Source organism: Spectribacter acetivorans, assembly GCF_031846305.1.
GTDB lineage: Bacteria > Pseudomonadota > Gammaproteobacteria > Nevskiales > Salinisphaeraceae > Spectribacter > Spectribacter acetivorans.
Genome location: NZ_JAVRHY010000005.1, coordinates 127747 through 147348, shown reverse-complemented (window position 1 = coordinate 147348; position 19602 = coordinate 127747). Strand labels below are relative to the sequence as shown.

The following is a 19602-nucleotide window of genomic DNA, read 5'->3' as shown; positions in this document are numbered from 1 at the left end:
CGAGTCGAATCACGCCACGGCCCTCGCACGCCTGACCGATGTTTCGACGCACGGCCGCTGACGCCGGCCTATGGCAGGAACGCGTACCCGCGCTGCTGAAAAATGGCCAGCGCGGGCAACGCGCCGGACACGATCGTCACCTGATCGTTGACCGCCTCAGGGTCGATACCGTGATGGGCCAAGGCCTGGCTGCAGACGTACAACCGCACGCCGGCATCCACCAGCGCCTGAATGAGCGGCGTGCTCGGGTTGGTGATGCCGAATTCGGCCTCGTAGGCAGCATCATCGAGCACCCCGGTGGTGGCCTTGCCGTGGATGACGGCAACCAGATCGAGATTGTCTGCCGGCACACCGGCCAGCGCGTAGAGATTGACCAGCCGTGCCACGCGGTCCAGGCCCTCGTTGACCTGTCCGGCTTCCGGGGCGGCCCGGACCACGTCCTTGACGATTCGATGCTGGCGGTCCGCCTCGGGCTGTAGCTGGGCGCCGGCCACCGGCTTGACCTTGCCGTAGCCCTGGATCCGCGGCGTCTGCCAACCATTGTCGGCACTCGCCGCGGTGGAAAGGACGGCGATCATCCCGGCAATCAGCAGGTTCAGCCGGGCTGGGGGTCGGTAATGCGGAGCAGGTGTCATGTCGGCCTCGCGGCAGTTGATCGGATTTGCGTCAAACCATGGCGACACGTGTCGGACGCGGTGCCACCATGCTCGCATACGACCGGGGGTATGCGGCGGAGGTTCCCCGGCGCGGTCTCGCAGACGGCATGATTCCGGGAGACGGCCGTGCCCGGGCGAGCGGGGTACCGACATTCCCGGGACGGCCGAGAACCGACCCGGGCGAGGCGTGCGAAAAAACGCACCGTGACGGGAAATAGCTGCTAAGCTCGGCCATCCTGTCTTTGCTTTGCCTGCACGGCCGTCCGGCGGCGGGCCATCCCACAAGCAATCACTGAGTGTTCGCCCCCAGGGCGAGGCGTGCCTGTGTGTCGTGTTCCCGCGTTGTGTCGCGGGCACCCGGCGGGCGAGGTCGCCGCCTGGGGTCGGTCATCGTCGCGGCGTCCGACGGCGGCCGGCGTTACCGATCACCGACGCGAATTTATCAGCCGATCCCACCGGGGACGGCGTTTCACATTGGAATGACTATGTCTCAGAACAAACTGTATGTTGGCAACTTCCCGTACGACGTGACCGAATCGCAGCTTCGCGATCTGTTCGAGCCGTACGGCGAAATCGAAGAGCTGGCGCTGATCATGGATCGCGACACCGGCCGTGCCAAGGGTTTCGGTTTCATTACCTTCGCCCAGCAGCAGGCTGCCGAAAAGGCCCTGGAGCTGGACGGCAACGACCTCGGCGGCCGTCCGCTGAAGGTGAACATCGCCACCGAAAAGGGTCGCGATGATCGCCGTGGTGGCCGCAGCCGCTGGTAAGCGACTGACCGGTTCGCCGGACTTCGCTTCGCTCGGGTGGATGGGGCCGGTTTTCGGCCCCGTCCAGCCGGGACTGAGTAAGACCAATCACCGCGTGTTTACCTAATGCGCTGGCAGATTCCGAGATTGCCGCGGCCGCTTTGCGGACTCGCGATGACCTGCTAGTCGGGGGCGGCGAAGGCGTCGCGGTGGAATGCCTCGATTTCCTCGACCGCGTCCATCCCCGGTTCACGCGGATTCGCCGGCTTCCCGCCGGCCATGACTTCCAGCACCCGGCGCGTGCAGCGGGCCAGGGTTTCCGGGTTGTAACCCCCTTCCAGCATCATGGCCAGACGGCCCTGGCAGTGTTCGTCCGCCAGCCGCTGGACGATGCCGGCCAGCGCGCTGTAACCGTCAAATGAAAGATTCAGGCACAGCTCGGTGCGGTGGGCATCCATGCCGGCGGATACCAGGATGAGTTCCGGCTGAAACCAGGCCGCGGCGGGCACGAGGATGTGCTCGAACGCATGGATCATGGCCAGGTCGCCGGCTTCCTCCGGCAGCGGGACGTTGATGGTGGTGCCTTCGCCCAAGCCCTCGCCGACCTCTTCCATGGCACCGGTGCCGGGATAGAACGGGGCGGCCCGGTGGGTATCGAAGAACAGCACGCCGGGGTCGGCGGCGAAGATGTCCTGGGTGCCGTTGCCGTGGTGGGCGTCCCAGTCGACGATCAGGACGCGCTCCACGCCCCATTTGGCCTGGGCGTGGGCGGCGGCCACCGCCACGTTGTTGAACAGGCAGAAACCGCGGGCCCGTACCGCGTTGGCGTGATGGCCGGGCGGACGGCACAGGGCGAAGGCCGAATGCGCCTTGCCGTTGAACACGGCATCCACCGCGGCGACGGCCGAGCCGGCCGCCACCTCGGCGGCCTCCACACTGCCGGCGGATACCGCGGTGGTATCCACATCTAGCCAGGCCTGGTTGCCGCGCAGCTCGTACAGCCCTTCGATGTACGACAGCGTGTGCACCCGGGCAAGCTGGTCCAGCTTGGCGACCCGGCCTTTCGTCAGCCGCACGCCCGGTACCGGCTCGGCCCGCAGCAGATCCGCAATCGCCGTGATGCGGCCGGGGTGTTCCGGGTAGCTCCACTTGGCTTCCAGGCCCAGGCCCTCCAGCACCCCGCGCACGCGGCTGTCGAGGCGGCCGGGGAGGAATGGCTCCCGCGCTTCCGGGCGATGCGCCAGCACCCGTTCGTCGTAAATTACCCGTACGTTGCGATCACCCAGCACGCGGTCGATCCCGTCAGATTACTGCCCCGCGATGATGCGTCATCGTCGGGCAACATGCGATAGCGATAACGCCGCCTCGAGCCGTTATGGCGCCTCTGCCGTGGCGACTTCCCGTTCAATGCGATCGCCCACCGCGTTCTCCGTGGTGCGCAGTTCGAAGGTCGTCTGCAGATTCAGCCAGAACTGCGGGGTGGTATCGAAATAGCGCGCAAGACGCAGCGCGGTATCCGCCGAAACGCCGCGGCGTTCACGCACGATGTCATTGATCCGCGGCGCCGGCACTTTCAGCGCCCGGGACAGCGCGTTGGCACTCATGCCCAGCGGTTCGAGGTAATCCTCCCGCAGGATTTCCCCGGGGTGAACGGGACGCATCCGATTCTTGAACATGGCCCTGCCTCTAGTGGTAGTCGGTGATCTCAACATCTTCCGGGCCGTGATCGGTCCAGCGGAAGCACAGGCGAAACGGATCGTTGATGCGGATGCTGTGCTGCCCGGTTCGCCGGCCGCGCAGCGCTTCCAGGCGATTACCCGGCGGCGACGCAAGATCCCGCAGTTCTTCCGCGTTATCCAGTTGCACCAGCTTGCGCGTCGCGGCGCGCTCGATCTGGCCAAAACGCCTGTCGCGGCCGGTCTCGAAAAGCCGCCGGGTGGCTCGGCACCGGAAACTCCGAATCATGGCCTGAATATATCACTTAACGTTAAACGTTAAAAAAACCTGCCCGAGGTACTGCGGCATGCCGGTTCCGTTGACAGGAGCGCGCCGCCTGGCCGCGCAACCATCGTGAATGCGCCGATGCGCGGCATCCATTCCCGCACAAGGCGAGGATTCGGAATTACCGGCATTAATCGGTATCCTTGCTCGCCTTTCGCGCGGCTCGCAATGGTCGGGCTATGCGAGGCGAGCCCTTGCCGCCCGGTCGATGCCACGCGACACACTTGAACCACGAGGCGCCATGACTACCACGACCGAAACCGCCGCCACCCGCATCGACGGCAAGGTGATCGGCGGTGAAATCCGCGAACGCATCGCCCGCGAAGTCGCCGCCCTGCAGGCCGACCACGGCGTGACCCCGGGACTGGCCGTGGTGCTGGTCGGTGGCGACGAGGCCAGCCAGGTCTACGTCAGCCACAAGCGCAAGGCCTCGCTGGCCGCGGGCATGGAATCCTTCGAGCATTATCTGGACGAGGACACCTCGGCGGACGAGTTGCTCGCCCTGATCGACAAGCTCAACCGGGACCCGGCCGTCAACGGCATTCTGGTGCAGCTGCCCCTGCCGGCTCAGATTTCCGAGGACGCCGTGCTGGCCGCCATCGACCCGGACAAGGACGTGGACGGCTTTCACGAGGTCAATACCGGTCGGCTGTGGAACGGCGGCAGCCCGCCCGTGCCCTGCACCGCGCTGGGCTGCGTGCTGTTGCTGCAGCACACGCTCGGCAATGATCTGGCCGGGCGGCACGCGGTGATCGTGGGCCGCTCCAACATCGTCGGCAAGCCGCTGGCCAACCTGCTGCTGCGGGAAAACTGCACCGTGACCGTGGCCCATTCGAAGACCCGCGACCTGCCCGGTCTGTGCCGCCAGGCCGACATTCTGGTGGCGGCCGTGGGCCGGCCGAAATTCGTGCAGGGCGACTGGATCAAGCCGGGGGCCACCGTCATCGACGTGGGCATCAACCGGCTCGAGGCCAACGCGGACGGCAAGCGCCGCCTGGTGGGCGATGTGAATTACGCCGCAGCGGCCGAGGTAGCCGGGGCCATCACCCCGGTGCCGGGCGGCGTCGGTCCCATGACCATTGCCTGCCTGCTGCACAACACGGTGCGGGCCGCCTGCCAGCAGAAGGGCCTGCCGCTGCCGGCCGACGACTGAACCAATCGCGAACCCGGCAACGGGAACTTCCAACCATGCAGGGTCACGCCAGGCGTGACGCGGGGTGCGTCGGGACCGCCCGGCGCCTTGACCGGACGAGGAGACACCGACGGTGACCAAACGCAACGACGAGAAGCTCACGAAACCGCCGAACGGCGACGCCGCGATTGCCCGGGCCGCCACCCTCAAGCCCATCCGCGAGATCGGCGAGCGACTGGGGGTGCCATGGGAAGCCATGGCGCCCTATGGCCATACCAAGGCCAAGATCGATCTGGATTACATCGCCTCGCTGGCGGACCGGCCGGACGGCAAGCTGATCCTGGTGACCGGCCTGACGCCCACCCCGCCCGGCGAGGGCAAGACCACCACCACCGTGGGCCTGACCGACGCGCTGTCGGCGGCCGGCGAGAACGTGGCCGCCTGCCTGCGTGAACCCAGCCTCGGCCCCTGCTTCGGCATGAAGGGCGGCGCGGCCGGCGGCGGGCACGCGCAGGTGGTGCCCATGGACGATCTCAATCTGCACTTCACCGGCGACATGCACGCCATCGGCATGGCCCACAACCTGCTGGCGGCGATGATCGACAACCACATCAACTGGCGCAACGAGCTCAATCTCGATCCGCGCCGGGTGAGCTGGCGCCGGGTGATGGACATGAACGAGCGCGCCCTGCGCGACATCGTGATCGGCCTGGGCACCGGCAACGGCATGCCGCGCGAGGACGGCTTCGACATCACCGTGGCCTCCGAGATCATGGCCATTCTCTGCCTGGCCACCGACATGGCCGACCTGCAGGCGCGCCTGGCCCGCATCGTGGTGGCCGAAACCCGCGACCGCCAGCCGGTGACCGCGGCCGATCTGGAAGCCGACGGCGCCATGGCGGTGCTGCTCAAGGATGCGATCAGGCCCAACCTGGTGCAGACGCTGGAGAACACGCCGGTGTTCGTGCACGGCGGCCCGTTCGCCAACATCGCCCACGGCTGCAACTCGGTGATCGCCACCCGGGCCGCGCTGAAGCTGGCCGATTACGTGGTCACCGAGGCCGGCTTCGGCGCCGATCTGGGGGCCGAGAAATTCTTCGACATCAAGTGCCGCATGTCCGGCCTCAAGCCGGCCGCCGCGGTGATCGTGGCCACCGCCCGGGCGCTGAAAGTGCACGGCGGCAACGCGGTGCAGCATCTGGAGGAAGAGGATGTGGAAGCCGTGCGCAAGGGCTGCGACAACCTGCGCCGGCACATCCGCAACATCCGGTCCTACGGCGTGCCGGCGATCGTGGCGATCAACCGCTTCCCCTCCGACACCGACGCCGAACTCGACGCCATCGCCGAGGAGATGCGCACGGAAGGCGTGGAAACCTCGCTATGCACCCACTTCGCCGACGGCGGCGCCGGCGCGGCCGACCTGGCCCGTACCGTCACCGAGGTGGCGGCCCGCGACGAAGCGGACTTCAAGCCGATCTACCCGGACGACATGGAGTTGCTGGACAAGATCCGCACCGTGGCACAGAAGATTTACGGCGCCGCGGACGTCGACGCGGGTCACGCCATCCGCGCCCGCCTCAAGAACCTGGAAAAAGCCGGTTACGGGCATTTCCCGGTGTGCATCGCCAAGACCCAGTACAGCTTCACCACCGATCCCAACCTGCGTGGCGCCCCCAGCGGTCACACCATCCCGGTACGCGAAGTACGGCTGTCCGCCGGCGCGGGCTTCATCGTGGTGATCTGCGGCGAAATCATGACCATGCCCGGTCTGCCGCGGCGGCCCGCGGCGGCGGATATCCGGATGCATGCGGATGGGCATATCGAGGGGTTGTTCTAAGGAACCTCTGATTCATTCCGTGCAGCCAACCGGGGCAGGCCAGTCGGCCGTCTCGGATGCCCCCGGGCGCGGGATCAGGCGCTGAGGAAACGACGCAACCGGTCGCCCAGCCAGTTGGGATGCTCCAGCGGTATCCAGTGACCGCCATCGATGGTCTCGCACTGCCACTCGGCGTCGACATACTGCCGGGAATCGCGCATCTGCGCCGCGACCAGATAGGGGTCCCCCTTGCTCCAGATGCCCAGCGTCGGTGCCGTTATCGTCGGCTGGCGGCGAAACAGGATGCTGCCCATGCTGGCGCGGTAGATGCGCAGACCAGCCGTCAGGCGGCCGGGTGCCGACAGCCGGGCCACCACCTCGTCCGGGTCCGGGTGCGAGCCGGACAGCATTCGCGCCAGGCCCAGCGGCCCGCGGCTGCCGAGCACGTACTCGGTCACCCCGCCCAGCAGGAAGAAACCGATGTACCAGGCGGCCAGCTTCTGCGCGATGCCGGCGCGCGCATAGGCCGTGGGGTGGCCCACCGACAATACCGCCAGGCGATGCACCCGCGACGGATAAAGTCCGGCGATCAGCCAGGCCGCCCAGCCGCCCCAGTCGTGACCAACAATGTGGGCCCGCTCGATACCCAGGTGATCGAGCAGCGCGACATGATCGCCGGCGATCGCCACGATGTTGTAATCACCCAGCTTCGGCGCCATGTCGGAGTCGCCACAGCCCACGGTGTCGGGCGCAATGCAGCGAAACCCGTCGGCGTGCAGGGCGCTGATCTGCGCCGCCCACATGGCACCCGAATCGGGGAAACCGTGCAGCAGAAGCACCGCCGGGCGCTGGTCGTCACCGGGCGCGGAATCCCGATAGGACAGGGTCAGCCCGCGATGGGTGAAACTGGCGCGAGACACGGTCATGAATGGGCTCCGGGGCGCGAAAACGGCAATGGGTGCCACCGAATATACAGGCGACCGGATGTGCAGCCAGCCGATAAGCGGGCGCAGCGTGGGTTCGTGGGCATATGCGAGGACACGTTGCCCGGTTTGGCCGATAGCTCTCAGGGCTCGCTAACGGGAGGGAAGACGCGACCCCACCGGGCTTTGGCAACTCTTGATTCCCGTCGGGACGAGCTGAGCACTGCAGGGCGGCGAGGTTCCCGGCCCGAAGGGGCGCGCCCAGGACGGGCGCGCGGTTTTCGCCGGGTCATGGATGACCCGTCGAAACACCCCCTCGCCGACCGAAGCGCACAGGGCATCCTGCCTCGAACCCCGTTCGAGGCAGGACTCGCCCGCCGGAAGCGTTTCTTTGGTGACTTTCTTGTCGCACAAGAAAGTTACCCGGCCCGCGTCAGCGGGGCGGAATCCTCTTCCTCGCCATCCTGAAAACACGGAACGCGGGCTACGCTCGGCTTGTGCCGGTATGCCCGAGTGAAGAGGCGCCATGAATGGCGCCCTACGGACGGCGCAAACAGGCCCGATCAATGCCGCTGAACCCCCGCCGTGTAACGCCTGTCTCAGAACTGTCAACGAATACCGCGAGCCTGCAGCATTGGCGCCATTCGCACCCGTACGATTAATTCGCAAAAACTATCAATCCCTCAGAAAGAATTTATTTGTCATATAGATGCCGGGGCACTACCTTGTGTCCCCTGGCGAGGACTAAAGCCTAGATACGACAGGAGGAAACGTTATGGCGGACGGTGATAACACAGGCAAGTGCCCGGTCATGCATGGCAGCCGCACGCAGCTGCATGGCGGTGGCGGCGGTCCCAAGGACTGGTGGCCGAACCAGTTGAACCTGGGCATCCTGCATCAGCACACCCCGAAGTCGAACCCGATGGGCGAGGAATTCGACTACGCGGACGAATTCAGCAAGCTCGATCTGGCGGCGGTCAAGCAGGATCTGACCGCGCTGATGACCGATTCCAAGGAATGGTGGCCGGCCGACTACGGCCATTACGGCCCGTTCATGATCCGCATGGCCTGGCACGCGGCCGGCACCTACCGCACGGCCGACGGTCGCGGCGGCGCCGCCACCGGCAACCAGCGCTTTTCCCCGATCAACAGCTGGCCGGACAACGGCAACCTGGACAAGGCCCGCCGCCTGCTGTGGCCGATCAAGCAGAAGTACGGCAACAAGCTGTCCTGGGCCGACCTGTTCATCCTCACCGGCAACGTCGCGCTGGAGTCCATGGGCTTCAAGACCTTCGGCTTTGCCGGCGGGCGCGAGGACATCTACGCGCCGGAAGAGGACATCTACTGGGGTGCCGAGACCGAATGGCTGGCCACCAGTGACAAGCCCAACAGCCGCTACTCGGGCGAGCGCGAGCTGGAAAGCCCGCTGGCCGCGGTGCAGATGGGCCTGATCTACGTCAATCCGGAAGGCCCGGACGGCGAGCCGGACCCGCTGAAGTCGGCCCACGACATCCGCGAGACCTTCGGCCGCATGGCCATGAACGATTACGAAACCGTGGCCCTGACCGCCGGCGGCCATACCTTCGGCAAGGTCCACGGCGCCGGCGATGCCGAGAACGTGGGCGTGGAGCCGGAAGCCGCGCCGATGGAAGCCATGGGCTTCGGCTGGGCCAACAGCTACGGCAAGGGCAAGGGCCGCAACACCATCACCAGCGGCCTGGAAGGCCCCTGGACGCCCAATCCCATCAAGTGGGACATGGGTTACCTGGATGTGCTATTCGGCTACGAATGGGAACTGACCAAGAGCCCGGCCGGCGCCAATCAGTGGCAGCCCAAGAACCTCAAGGACGAGGATCACGCGCCGGACGTGGAAGACCCGTCGCAGAAGGTCAACCTGATCATGACCACCGCGGACATGGCGATGCGCTATGACCCGGAATACAGCAAGATCGCCAAGCACTTCCACCAGAACCCGGACGAGTTCGCCGATGCCTTCGCCCGCGCCTGGTTCAAGCTGACCCATCGCGACATGGGGCCGAAGGTGCGCTACCTCGGGCCGGAAGTGCCGGAGGAAGACCTGCTGTGGCAGGACCCGGTACCGCCGGTGGATCACGTGCTGATCGACGAGCTCGACGCCGAGCAGCTCAAGTTGCGGATTCTGGACACCGGGCTGAGCGTGTCCGAGCTGGTATTCACCGCCTGGGCCTCGGCCTCCACCTACCGCGGTTCCGACATGCGCGGCGGTGCCAACGGCGCCCGCATCCGCCTGGCCCCGATGAAGGACTGGGAAGCCAACCAGCCGCGCCAGCTTGCCAAGGTACTTGATCAGCTGGAAAGCGTGCAGAAGGCCTTCAACGATGAGCAGTATGGCAACAAGAAGGTCTCGCTGGCCGACCTGATCGTGCTCGGCGGCGCCGCCGCCATCGAGAAGGCGGCGCTGGATGCCGGCAACCCGGTACACGTGCCGTTTGCCCCGGGCCGCACCGACGCCACCGATGAGCAGACCGACGTCGAATCCTTCGAACCGCTGGAGCCGGAGGCCGACGGCTTCCGCAACTACCGGCGCACCAAGTTCACGGTTGCCGACGAGGAAATGCTCGTCGACCGTGCCCAGCTGCTGGGCCTGACGGCGCCGGAAATGACGGTGCTGGTGGGCGGCATGCGCGCGCTGAATGCCAATTACGAAGGCATCCAGCACGGCGTGCTCACCAACCGTCCCGGCCAGCTGACCAACGACTTCTTCGTCAACCTGACCGACATGGCTACCGAGTGGAAGGTCAGCGCGGACGACGAGGACGTATTCGAGGGCCTGGACCGCGACACCGGCAAGAAGAAGTGGACCGGTACCCGCGTGGACCTGGTGTTCGGCTCCAACTCGCAGTTGCGGGCGCTGTCGGAAGTCTATGCCCAGGCCGACGCGAAGCAGAAGTTTGCGCAGGACTTCGTCGCCGCCTGGAACAAGGTGATGAACGCGGACCGCTTCGACCTGAGCTGATAGGTGGCGATCGGCGGTATCCGGGCCTGCCGGATACCGCCGACATCGCCCGACCCGAATGAAGGCGGCGTCCCGGGCCGGGGCGTCGCCTTTTTTGTTGGGCGGTTGACATTACCCACAAACCGAGCGGAAACGGCAGGCCGGGAGGTTTCCGTTCGGCCGGCTGATTGAAACCTTCGACTTTCAGGACATCAACGAAGCCGCAGCTGCCACGGAACCCGCCCGCGTGGTGAAACCGGTGGTGGTCTCAGCCTGACGGGGCAGCACCGCCTCGCTCAATCGCGGCGGCCCGAAGCCCCCTCGCCCCGCCGCCGGCGCTTGACCTCGTACATCGCTTCGTCGGCCCGTACCAGCAGGTCCGCCAGCGACTCCTCGGCGCTGGCCTGGATGGTTACACCCACGCTGGCGCCGGGATAGTCGATGCTGGCGTCGCCCAGGTCGTAATGACCGCGGACCGCCTCTTCCAGACGATCTCGCACGGCGTCATGAAAGGCATCCGCCTCATGCTCCGGGACCAGCGCCAGCAGCACGAACTCGTCACCCCCGTAACGGGCACAGATTTCCTCGGCCCGGGTGACGGTCTGCAGCGAGACGGCCACCTGCATCAGGAAGCGGTCACCGGCGTCGTGGCCGTGGTCATCGTTGATCTGCTTGAAGCCGTCCAGATCGACAAAGGCCGCGCACACCCGGCCGCCATGACGAACCGCCCGGGCACGCAGCCGTTCGCCTTCTTCCTCCAGCTGGCGCCGGTTGGGCAGGGCCGTGAGCGGGTCCAGCCGGGCCTGCCGTTCGATCTCCCGATAGGAGGCCTCGAGCGACTCGCGCAGCTCCAGCCGGGTGACCAGCAGCGACAGATGCAGGGCCAGGCCGGTAAGCATCTGCTGCGCGGCCAGCCCCTGGCTGGGCAGGGCACGGGCCAGTACCAGCACCGACCCCGCGCTCTGGCCGCGACGCATCGCGCAGGCCACGCCGATGCCCACGATATCCGGGCCGACCAACTCGCCGGCGGCCTCGAACACGTCCGGATCGTCACGCCGGTTCCACCAGCCGGCGCCGTCGGGTGTCAGCTGCTGGCCGATCAGCCAGTTCATGAACGCCCGGACCACCGGCTTGGCCGGCCCCTCGTCGGCCGGGTGGCAGGTGCGCACGGTGACGTCGGTCCAGATGGAATCGAGCACCCCCGCGCAGCCATGCAGGGCCTCCTCCAGAACGGTGGCACCGGAACACTGCTCGGCCAGCGCGGCGATGCCCTGGAACGAGCGGGCCGCGTCCTCGGCCTGGCGCGCCCGTTGCCGGGCGTGACTGGCAGCACGCTCGAGCTGGATCTGGTGGGCCACCAGCTGGGCGAACAGCGACATCACTGACTCCGTCCCTTCCGGCACCGGGGCGACATGGTCGCTGGCGCCGCACAAGGTGCCGAAAATCTCGCCGTCGTCGGCCTTGACCGGGACACTGGCATAGGTCTGGATATTGAGCGCCCGGGCCGCTTCGGAATCGCCCCAGCGCACCGGCACATCGGTGGTGAGAAAGCGGTTCTCGTCCAGCGCGCGGCGACACAGCGTGTCGTGCCAGGGCACCACCAGCCCCTCGCCGATAGTCATGTCACCGCTGTTCTGCGAAAACAGGATCTGCTGCTGATCGGCCTGCCAGTCGATCGCGGTGAGATACACCGAATCCAGCCCGGTCAGGCGTTGCAAGATGTTCAGTAGCGGCCGGGTCAGGCCTTCCAGATCGCCGGCCCCGGCAACCTGTTCGGCGACCGCGGTCAGCAGGCTTTCGGCAGCTACCGTCGAGGCCTTGGCCGATTGACTCATGCGTTGGGTTGCGAATCACGAACGGATGACGCGTCTTAGTGTACCCACAGGCGCCGGCCACTTCACGCGGCGGCCCGGTGGGCCTGCTCGCCGAGCGATGAGTAAGTACACTCACACCGACAACACGGAGGAGACCCGGATATGCACCTGACAATCGCGACGCGGACTATCGCTCTGACCGCCGCCCTGATCGCCGGTGCCGCCGGCGCGGCCGACAACGACGACAAGCCCCTGCCGGCCGAGGCGCCCGATGCGCCGGAATGGTGCCAGTCGGAATGGGGACCGGGCGATGAAATCGGTGCCGCCAACCTGCTCACCGAGGAACGCGCCCGGGCCGCGGCCAAGCTGGTCACCAGGGGCAAGGTCTACGGGCTGGGGGCAGAAACCAACGCCGATACGCCGGCCTACGGTTCCCGTTCCTGGTCGATGGTCGTCACCCAGCCCGGTCAGGCCGGCGGGGCCAGCATCGGCGAGTCGCAGACGGTGTTCAACGACGACATCCACATGGGCTATGTGGGTATCGGCTCGCAGATCGACGGGCTCGGCCACATCGGCATCGACAACGTCTACTACAACTGTCACCCCGCCAGCGAGTTCGTGCAGGGCGACGGGCTGACCGCGCTGGGCATCCATCAGGTGCCCAACATGGTCACCCGCGGGGTGGTGCTGGACATGACCGACCACTTCGATCAGGCCGTGCTGGACGAAGGCACCGCCTTCAACCGCGAGGAAATCCGGGCCCAGGCGAAGGCCCAGGGAATCGAGATCCGCGAGGGCGACGTGGTGCTGTTCCACACCGGCTGGCTGGACCTGGTGGGCGAGGACGACGAGCGCTACATCACCGCCGAACCCGGCCTGGGACTGGACGGCGCCCGCTACCTGGCGGAGAAGAACGTGGTCGCCGCCGGCGCCGATACCTGGGGCCTGGAAGTGATCCCCTTCGAGGAAGGCGTCGGCGTATTCGAGGTGCATCAGGAGCTGCTGGCCCGCAACGGCATCTACATTCTGGAAAACATGGATACCGCCGAGCTGGTGGCGGACGGGGTGTCCGAGTTCATGTTCGTGCTGGGGGCCCCGCGCTTCACCGGCGGCGTCCAGGCGATCGTGAATCCCACCGCCATTCGCTGACGCGAACGCAGCCGGGGTGCTCAGCCCGTGGCGCCCCGGCTGCGTTCGGCCAGGGCGATACCGCCCAGCACCAGCGCGAGCGCCAGGGCGTGAAACGCGTGGAAGGCCTCGCCCAGCAGCAGCACGGAAAAACCGGTGCCGAACAGCGGCACCAGATTGATGAACAGGCCGGCGCGGTTGGCGCCGATCAGTTCGGTGCCGCGGATGAAGGCCGCCTGGGCCAGCACCCCGGGCACCACGGCCGCGAACAGCACCACGCCCCAGCCGGTCAGGTCCGGCCAGCCCGCCGGGTCCGCGGTGATCCGCCAGGCTGCCACCGGTAGCGTGGCCAGCCAGGCGGCCGCGGCAATCGCCGCGATGAAGCTCAGCCAGTGAATCGGTGGTCGGAAACGCAGCGCCACGGCGTAGGCGCTGTAGCAGACGATGGCCACCAGCATCAGCGCGTCACCCCGGTTGAGTGACAGCGTGAGCAGGCGGGCGAGATCACCGGCGGAGACCACCACCGCCACCCCGGCCGCGGTCATCAGGAACCCGACCAGCTGCGCCGGTACCGGCCGCTGGCGCAGGAACAGGAAACTCAGCAGGAAGATCATGCCGGGCATGCCGGCCTGTTCGATCACCACGTTCACGGCGCTGGTGTAGTTCAGCGCACTGTAGAGCGCGATGTTGAACGCGCCGAAGCCGATCAGGCCGTAAAGGAACAGCAACCCGGCGTGCTGTCGCACCAGCGGCCAGTCATGCCGCAGATGCGGCCAGGCGAAGGGCAGTATCACCAGCGCCGCGCAGCCCCAGCGCAGATGGGTCAGCACGATCGGGTCGACATGGCCCGCCGCCAGCTTGCCGGCCACCGCGTTGGCACCCCAGGCCATGGCGGTGCCGGTCAGCAGCACATAGGCGAACCAGCCGGCGGGCATGGCCGAACGGGGCCGGATCAGGCGCGGCGCGGCACGGGTGCCGGTTAGCCGGCCGCGGCGTCCAGCTTGTCTTTGGTGCGATGCTCGAAATCGCTGGCGTCATGACGTTCGGGAAGCTGCTCGGCCGGGTCGCCCCACACCCGGTTGACCATGCGGCCGCGCTGCACCGCCGGCCGGGCATCAATGTCATCGGCCCAGCGCTGCAGGTTGCGGTACTCCTGTACCTGCAGGAATTCGGCAGCGTCGTAGAGTACGCCCTTGGCCAGCGCGCCGTACCAGGGCCAGTTGGCCATGTCGGCAATGCTGTAGTCCTCGCCGGCCAGGAAGGCGTTGTCCGCCAGATGCCGGTCGAGCACGTCCAGCTGACGCTTCACTTCCATGGTGAAGCGGTTGATGGGGTATTCCATCGGTTCCGGCGCGTAGGCGTAGAAGTGCCCGAAGCCGCCGCCCAGGTACGGCGCGCTGCCCATCTGCCAGAACAGCCAGTTGATCGTCTCCGTGCGCGCCGCCGGTTCCGTCGCCAGGAACGCGCCGAATTTCTCGGCCAGGTACAACAGGATGGCGCCGGATTCAAACACGCGGGTGGGCGTGGCGGTGCTGTGGTCCATGAGCGCCGGAATCTTGGAGTTCGGGTTGGCCTCGACGAAGCCGCTGGAAAACTGCTCGCCCTCCAGGATGTTGACCAGCCAGGCATCGTATTCCGCGCCGGTATGCCCCAGCGCCAGCAGCTCCTCGAGCATGACCGTGACCTTCACGCCGTTCGGCGTGGCCATCGAATACAGCTGTAACGGATGCTTGCCCACCGACAGTGCCTTGTCGTGTGTGGCTCCGGCGATCGGCCGGTTGATGCTGGCGAAGCGGCCGCCGCTTTCGGCGTCCCAGGTCCAGACGGCGGGGGGCGTGTAGCCGGTTGTATCGGTCATCGGTGCCTCGTAGGTTCGCGGCAACGCAGAACGCGGTGCGCGCAGGAATGGCGGTCGCAAGCGTAGCCCCGGGCACCGGGGCAAGACAACTTGCCGTGGGAAGACGACCGGACCCGCACGATCCCGCTGGCAACGAAAAGGGCGGCCCGAAGGCCGCCCCCGCGAATCCGGTCGGCCTCGGGGCCGCGCCGCAGCGGGCCCCGGGCGCCGGGCTCCGTCATTCCACCTGCGACAGATACCCGTCCAGCCGGTCCTTGTTGGCGGCAAAACTGGCGGCGATTTCCTCGGCCTTGTTCTTCGCCGCGTCCAGGTTTCCGGGCTCGCCGACCTGGATCACGCCCACCATGGCCAGGGCCACGTGCGGCTGGCACTTGTAGACGTACACACCGGGCTCATCCAGCGTGACCGTCACTTCCTTGCTGATCTCGCCCTTCCACTCGGACCCGCCGTCCGGCACCAGCACCGACTGGCTGTTATGGGCCGGGTCCGTGGGCTTGAAGGTCACCGTGTCGCCCGGCGCCACCTCAAGGTAGCCGGGTGAGAACACCATGGTGCCCTCGTCACCGGTGTTGAGCATTTCCACCGTGTGGTCGGCGGCCTGGACCGGCACGGCCGAAACCGCAGCCAGCGTGATCAGTCCGGAAATCAGACGACGCATGTTGGTCAACTCCTGTTCAGTCAAAACGAATGGGCCATGAGCATGGATCCGGCCGTGGTCTCGGTACCGGGCCGCTTGCAACGCACGCCGGGCACCCGCAACAGATGGCACACTGATGGCCTGTCCCGGAACCGTAGCAAACGTTGTGGCCAACGCTTCTGACCGCATGACACCGACTCGGTTCGGACCGGATTTCGAAACACGCCAGGTCGATACCGGCGACGCCAGCATCAACCTGGTGCACGGCGGCACCGGGCCGCCATTGCTGCTGTTGCACGGCTACCCGCAGACCCATGTCATGTGGCACGCGGTCGCCCCGCGCCTGGCCCGGCATTTTCACGTGATCTGCCCGGACCTGCGGGGTTACGGCCACAGCAGCAAGCCGCCCGGCGGCGACGATCACGCCGCCTACGCCAAGCGGGCCATGGCCCGGGACATGGCGGCGGTGATGGATGCGTTCGGCTACGCCGAGTTCGACGTCGCCGGCCACGACCGCGGGGCTCGGGTGACCCACCGCATGGCACTGGATTACCCGGACCGCGTGCGCCGCGCCTGCGTGATGGACATCGCGCCCACGCTGCACATGTTCCGGCACACCGACCAGCAGTTCGCCACCGGCTACTACCACTGGTTCTTCCTGATCCAGCCGGACGGCCTGCCGGAAACCATGATCGGCGCCGACCCCGGCTACTACCTGCGGGAAAAGCTGCGCCGCTGGGCCGCCCCCGGCGCCCGTTTCGATGACGCGGCAATTGCCGAGTACGAGCGCTGCTTTGCCGACCCGGCGGCCATTCACGCCAGCTGCGAGGATTATCGGGCGGCGGCCGGCATCGACCTGATCCACGACGAGGCCGACCGTGACCGGCGGCTTGCCTGCCCGCTACTGGTGCTCTGGGGGGCGCACAGTTTCGTCCACCGCACCTACGACGTACTCACCGTATGGCAGGACTATGCCGATAAGGCGGCGGGCCGGGCGCTGGCCTGCGGCCACTTTCTGCCCGAGGAGTCGCCGGACGAGGTGCACGACGAGCTGCTGCGCTTCTTCACGGACGGGACCTGAGCGCCCGTCAGCCGGGCCGCCTGTGGGCCCCGCCGAATGAATCAGCGAGCCCTCGGGCCGGGTGAGCGGCAATCGGCACTTGCCCTCGACGTCAAAGTGTATTTATATACACTTCCTACTCAGCGATTGCCGGTGTCCCCGATGCCCGTTTCTGCCCAGACGCAACCAGCCGATGTTCTGTCCGCCGCGCCGGCGGGCTGGCTCACGCTGCCGATCATCGGCCGGGTGGCCGCCGGCGCCCCGATTGCGGCGATCGAGAACACCGAAAAGGTGATCCATGTCCCGGCCGCGCGCTTCCGGTACCGCCCGGATTACCTGCTGCGGGTACGCGGCGATTCGATGATCGGCGCCGGGATTTCCGACCGCGATCTTATCGCCGTGCGCAAGCAGTCCAGCGCCCGTCCCGGCGACATCGTGGTGGCCCGTCACGGCGAGGATGTGACCGTGAAGGAACTGCGCATCGACAACGGCGAGGTGGTGCTGGTACCCGCCAACGAGGCCTATGCCGATATCCGCATACCCGCCGACCAGGTCGTTATCGAAGGCGTGTACGTAGGATCCTTGGCCGATTCGGACACCGTCGCGGCCTGAGCCGGAACTTAAAACGCGGGACGGGCCAGGGCAGACGCGGCGGATTCGCCGCGGTGGAAATAGAAACCCTGGAAGCTGCCGAGACCGAGCCCGGTCAGAATTTCCAGGCTGCCGGCGTCTTCCACGCCTTCGGCGACGACTTCGATTGCCAGCCGCCGCCCGACATCGGCGATGGCGGCCACCAGCACCGAGTCAATCGGGTCGTCGCAAAGCTCGCGGGTGAACAGGCCGTCGATCTTGATGCCATCGACCGGCAGCCGCTTGAGCAGTTCAAAGGTGTTGTAACCGCTGCCGAAGTCATCCAGCCAGACGCGGTAGCCGTTCGCGCGCAGTGCCGCGATCAGGGTCGCGTAATCGTGCCCTCGCAGTTCGTCCGTTTCGGTGATTTCAAACCGCAGCGCGTCGGCTGGCGGAGATCGCTGGCGCAGGCATTCCAGCAAACGAGCACCGAAGATGGGATCACTGACGCTGCCGGCACTGAGATTGATGGAGAGATAACGCCTGGCGGGCCAATGCCCGGCCGCGGTGCGTGAGCCGACCAGGTCCAGCGCGGCGTTGACTACCCATTCGTCGATCGCCGGCATCAGCCCGAGGTGCTTGGCTGCCGGCAGGAACGCGCCCGGCGGCAGCATTTCGCGGCCATCCCGCAGCCGCAACAGCGCTTCGTAGCCCTGCGGCTGGCCCGCTGCATCGACAATCGCCTGAAGATGCAGTTCGAACCCGTCCTGCTCGAGGGCCCGGTGAATGCGTTGCGCCGCATCACGGGCGTCAAGGTTGAAACGTATCGCCGGATCATCCCCGCTGTAGAAATGCACACGATGACGTCCCGCCTGACGTGCGACATCCAGCGCGGCATCCGCCCGCACCAGTAACTCGGAAGGCTCGCAGTCACTGGGCATGAGTGCGGCCACGCCCACACTGAGACCGACGGTATAGGGACGATCCTCGTGGATGAGGTGGTACCGGTCCACGGTATCGATCAGTTCATTGGCCAGCGTGGTAACGGCATCTTCGCCGTCGGCCGCCACCAGCGCGGCGAACTCGTCACCGCTCAGGCGTGCCAGTTGCGCGCGCTCGCCGAGTGCCGCCTGCAGCAACGTGGCCAGATCCTCCAGCACGCGATCGCCGATCTGGGTCCCGCAGATGTCGTTGACAGTGCGGAAATGATCCAGATTCATGTGCAACAGATAGCGGGGCTGTTTATCGCCGTGATCAATGATGCGGCGCAGATTTTTCTCCAGCGCGCCGCGGTTGCGCAAGCCGGTCAGTGCGTCGTGGCTGGCCAGGTAGATCAGTTCCTCGGTCGCCTGGTGCAGTTCGCCGACATCCTGCAGCACCATAACTGCGCCCGCGGGTTCCGTATCGGAGAACCGGATCGGGGATGCCATTGCCGTGACGACCGGCGGGTTGACGCCGGCGTTGGCCAGGCGGGCGAACCGAGCCAGTCTGACGACGGTTCCATCTGCCAGCGCCTGGCCCACCGGGTTGGCCAGACGCTGCCCGTCTTCCAGGCTTTCCAGCACCACCGTGCTGGCCACCGGCTGGCCGATGAGGGTCTCAGGATCCGCTTGCAGCATCGCCAGTGCAGCGGTATTGGCATCGGCAATGCGGCCGTCGGCGTGACACCGGATCACGCCCTCGCCGAGGGCGGACAGGGTTGTCTGGGCCACCCGCTCGGCCCGCGCGAGGGCCTTTGCCTGCTGCTTGCGCGCGGTGATGTCCTGGATCTGCGACAGGAAATGAATCGGCCGGCCGTCCACACCGCGAAGTAGCGATACATCGAGCTGGGCCTCGACGATCGAGCCCGACCGGGCGATGTAGCGTTTCTCGATCCGGTAATCGTCGGCGTTGCTGTCCAGCAGGCGCCGTACCTGTGCGAGATCATTCTCGAGATCATCGGGATGCGTGATCGACTGGAAGTCGCGCTGCAGCAACTCGGCACGATCGTATTCCAGCATCAGACAGAGCTCGTGATTAACCGCCAGCATGCGGCCGTCCGGTGCCACCAGCGCGAACCCGATGGGAGCGTGATCAAAAGCCTGCTGGAAACGCCGTTCGCTTTCGCGCAGCGCCAGCTCGGTGAACATGGGGATCACCTTGCCGGGCGGCGTATCAGTCATGGCCGGGCCCGACTGAATATCCGCCGTCGCTCTCGCGGGGCGCCGGAATGAAAAAACGCTTCATGCCGTGCTTAACGGCAGAAGCGTCGGAATTTTAGTCGGCGCCGGTTAGCGCCGACCCG

17 protein-coding genes are annotated in these 19602 nt (G+C 66.6%); 7 read left to right on the top strand and 10 right to left on the bottom strand.

Annotated elements, in window-relative coordinates:
* Positions 1-68: 68 nt before the first annotated feature.
* Complete coding sequence (locus RM531_RS07390) at positions 69-635, bottom strand: DsrE family protein (RefSeq protein ID WP_311658387.1); 567 nt, start codon at positions 633-635, stop codon at positions 69-71.
* Positions 636-1141: 506 nt separating this feature from the next.
* Here RM531_RS07390 and RM531_RS07385 point away from each other — a divergent pair.
* The gene (locus RM531_RS07385) at positions 1142-1426 is read left to right on the top strand and encodes an RNA recognition motif domain-containing protein (protein ID WP_311651035.1); all 285 of its coding nucleotides are present in this window, start codon (positions 1142-1144) and stop codon (positions 1424-1426) included.
* Between the two features lie 161 nt (positions 1427-1587).
* On the opposite strand, the gene RM531_RS07380 is transcribed toward RM531_RS07385, so the two are convergent.
* From RM531_RS07380 to RM531_RS16075, 3 genes are all read right to left on the bottom strand, one after another.
* Positions 1588-2694, bottom strand: a complete 1107-nt coding sequence (locus RM531_RS07380; protein WP_311658386.1) for a histone deacetylase family protein — start codon at positions 2692-2694, stop codon at positions 1588-1590.
* A gap of 84 nt (positions 2695-2778) precedes the next feature.
* Positions 2779-3081, bottom strand: coding sequence for a HigA family addiction module antitoxin (locus RM531_RS07375; protein ID WP_311658385.1), 303 nt, complete (start codon positions 3079-3081; stop codon positions 2779-2781).
* 10 nt (positions 3082-3091) lie between these two features.
* On the bottom strand, positions 3092-3370 hold the full coding sequence (locus tag RM531_RS16075) for a type II toxin-antitoxin system RelE/ParE family toxin (RefSeq protein WP_349255411.1): 279 nt from the start codon (positions 3368-3370) through the stop codon (positions 3092-3094).
* 277 nt (positions 3371-3647) lie between these two features.
* On the opposite strand from RM531_RS16075, the gene folD reads away from it, so the two are divergent.
* Complete coding sequence (gene folD / locus RM531_RS07365; protein ID WP_311658381.1) at positions 3648-4559, top strand: bifunctional methylenetetrahydrofolate dehydrogenase/methenyltetrahydrofolate cyclohydrolase FolD; 912 nt, start codon at positions 3648-3650, stop codon at positions 4557-4559.
* Positions 4560-4671: 112 nt separating this feature from the next.
* Complete coding sequence (locus RM531_RS07360; RefSeq protein WP_311658380.1) at positions 4672-6375, top strand: formate--tetrahydrofolate ligase; 1704 nt, start codon at positions 4672-4674, stop codon at positions 6373-6375.
* A gap of 74 nt (positions 6376-6449) precedes the next feature.
* Here the strand turns inward: RM531_RS07360 and RM531_RS07355 are convergent, their stop codons facing one another.
* Positions 6450-7280 carry an alpha/beta fold hydrolase gene (locus tag RM531_RS07355; protein ID WP_311658378.1) on the bottom strand — a complete coding sequence of 277 codons (831 nt, stop codon included), beginning with the start codon at positions 7278-7280 and terminating at the stop codon, positions 6450-6452.
* Between the two features lie 772 nt (positions 7281-8052).
* Between RM531_RS07355 and katG the strand changes: the two genes are divergently transcribed.
* A complete protein-coding gene (gene katG, locus RM531_RS07350; RefSeq protein ID WP_311658377.1) occupies positions 8053-10272 on the top strand; it encodes a catalase/peroxidase HPI in 2220 nt (739 codons plus the stop codon).
* A gap of 275 nt (positions 10273-10547) precedes the next feature.
* Here the strand turns inward: katG and RM531_RS07345 are convergent, their stop codons facing one another.
* A complete protein-coding gene (locus RM531_RS07345; protein ID WP_311658375.1) occupies positions 10548-12086 on the bottom strand; it encodes a sensor domain-containing diguanylate cyclase in 1539 nt (512 codons plus the stop codon).
* Between the two features lie 141 nt (positions 12087-12227).
* Here RM531_RS07345 and RM531_RS07340 point away from each other — a divergent pair, with 141 nt between their 5' ends.
* Positions 12228-13214: a cyclase family protein gene (locus RM531_RS07340; RefSeq protein ID WP_311658374.1), complete on the top strand. Its 987-nt coding sequence runs from the start codon at positions 12228-12230 to the stop codon at positions 13212-13214.
* Between the two features lie 20 nt (positions 13215-13234).
* On the opposite strand, the gene RM531_RS07335 is transcribed toward RM531_RS07340, so the two are convergent.
* The 3 genes from RM531_RS07335 to RM531_RS07325 all read right to left on the bottom strand — a co-directional run bounded on the left by RM531_RS07335 (position 13235) and on the right by RM531_RS07325 (position 15709).
* Entirely contained in the window at positions 13235-14128 is an 894-nt protein-coding gene (locus tag RM531_RS07335) for a DMT family transporter (protein ID WP_311658372.1), read from the bottom strand.
* A 44-nt stretch (positions 14129-14172) separates the two neighbouring features.
* Positions 14173-15051, bottom strand: coding sequence for a glutathione-dependent disulfide-bond oxidoreductase (gene yghU / locus RM531_RS07330; protein ID WP_311658370.1), 879 nt, complete (start codon positions 15049-15051; stop codon positions 14173-14175).
* A gap of 217 nt (positions 15052-15268) precedes the next feature.
* Positions 15269-15709: a pseudoazurin gene (locus RM531_RS07325; protein WP_311658368.1), complete on the bottom strand. Its 441-nt coding sequence runs from the start codon at positions 15707-15709 to the stop codon at positions 15269-15271.
* A 166-nt stretch (positions 15710-15875) separates the two neighbouring features.
* Here RM531_RS07325 and RM531_RS07320 point away from each other — a divergent pair, with 166 nt between their 5' ends.
* Both RM531_RS07320 and RM531_RS07315 read left to right on the top strand, forming a co-directional pair.
* The gene (locus RM531_RS07320; RefSeq protein ID WP_311658366.1) at positions 15876-16769 is read left to right on the top strand and encodes an alpha/beta fold hydrolase; all 894 of its coding nucleotides are present in this window, start codon (positions 15876-15878) and stop codon (positions 16767-16769) included.
* 141 nt (positions 16770-16910) lie between these two features.
* The gene (locus RM531_RS07315; protein ID WP_311658365.1) at positions 16911-17360 is read left to right on the top strand and encodes a LexA family protein; all 450 of its coding nucleotides are present in this window, start codon (positions 16911-16913) and stop codon (positions 17358-17360) included.
* An 8-nt stretch (positions 17361-17368) separates the two neighbouring features.
* On the opposite strand, the gene RM531_RS07310 is transcribed toward RM531_RS07315, so the two are convergent.
* The gene (locus RM531_RS07310; protein WP_311658364.1) at positions 17369-19480 is read right to left on the bottom strand and encodes an EAL domain-containing protein; all 2112 of its coding nucleotides are present in this window, start codon (positions 19478-19480) and stop codon (positions 17369-17371) included.
* Positions 19481-19602 lie beyond the last annotated feature (122 nt).

Coding starts and splice junctions, on each gene's coding strand:
- RM531_RS07315 (WP_311658365.1), top strand. CDS start 16,911: ATGCCCGTTTCTGCCCAGACGCAACCAGCCGATGTTCTGTCCGCCGCG.
- RM531_RS07310 (WP_311658364.1), bottom strand. CDS start 19,480: ATGACTGATACGCCGCCCGGCAAGGTGATCCCCATGTTCACCGAGCTG.
- katG (WP_311658377.1), top strand. CDS start 8,053: ATGGCGGACGGTGATAACACAGGCAAGTGCCCGGTCATGCATGGCAGC.
- folD (WP_311658381.1), top strand. CDS start 3,648: ATGACTACCACGACCGAAACCGCCGCCACCCGCATCGACGGCAAGGTG.
- RM531_RS07320 (WP_311658366.1), top strand. CDS start 15,876: ATGACACCGACTCGGTTCGGACCGGATTTCGAAACACGCCAGGTCGAT.
- RM531_RS07390 (WP_311658387.1), bottom strand. CDS start 635: ATGACACCTGCTCCGCATTACCGACCCCCAGCCCGGCTGAACCTGCTG.
- RM531_RS07375 (WP_311658385.1), bottom strand. CDS start 3,081: ATGTTCAAGAATCGGATGCGTCCCGTTCACCCCGGGGAAATCCTGCGG.
- RM531_RS07345 (WP_311658375.1), bottom strand. CDS start 12,086: ATGAGTCAATCGGCCAAGGCCTCGACGGTAGCTGCCGAAAGCCTGCTG.
- RM531_RS07340 (WP_311658374.1), top strand. CDS start 12,228: ATGCACCTGACAATCGCGACGCGGACTATCGCTCTGACCGCCGCCCTG.
- RM531_RS07335 (WP_311658372.1), bottom strand. CDS start 14,128: ATGCCCGCCGGCTGGTTCGCCTATGTGCTGCTGACCGGCACCGCCATG.
- yghU (WP_311658370.1), bottom strand. CDS start 15,051: ATGACCGATACAACCGGCTACACGCCCCCCGCCGTCTGGACCTGGGAC.
- RM531_RS07355 (WP_311658378.1), bottom strand. CDS start 7,280: ATGACCGTGTCTCGCGCCAGTTTCACCCATCGCGGGCTGACCCTGTCC.
- RM531_RS07325 (WP_311658368.1), bottom strand. CDS start 15,709: ATGCGTCGTCTGATTTCCGGACTGATCACGCTGGCTGCGGTTTCGGCC.
- RM531_RS16075 (WP_349255411.1), bottom strand. CDS start 3,370: ATGATTCGGAGTTTCCGGTGCCGAGCCACCCGGCGGCTTTTCGAGACC.
- RM531_RS07385 (WP_311651035.1), top strand. CDS start 1,142: ATGTCTCAGAACAAACTGTATGTTGGCAACTTCCCGTACGACGTGACC.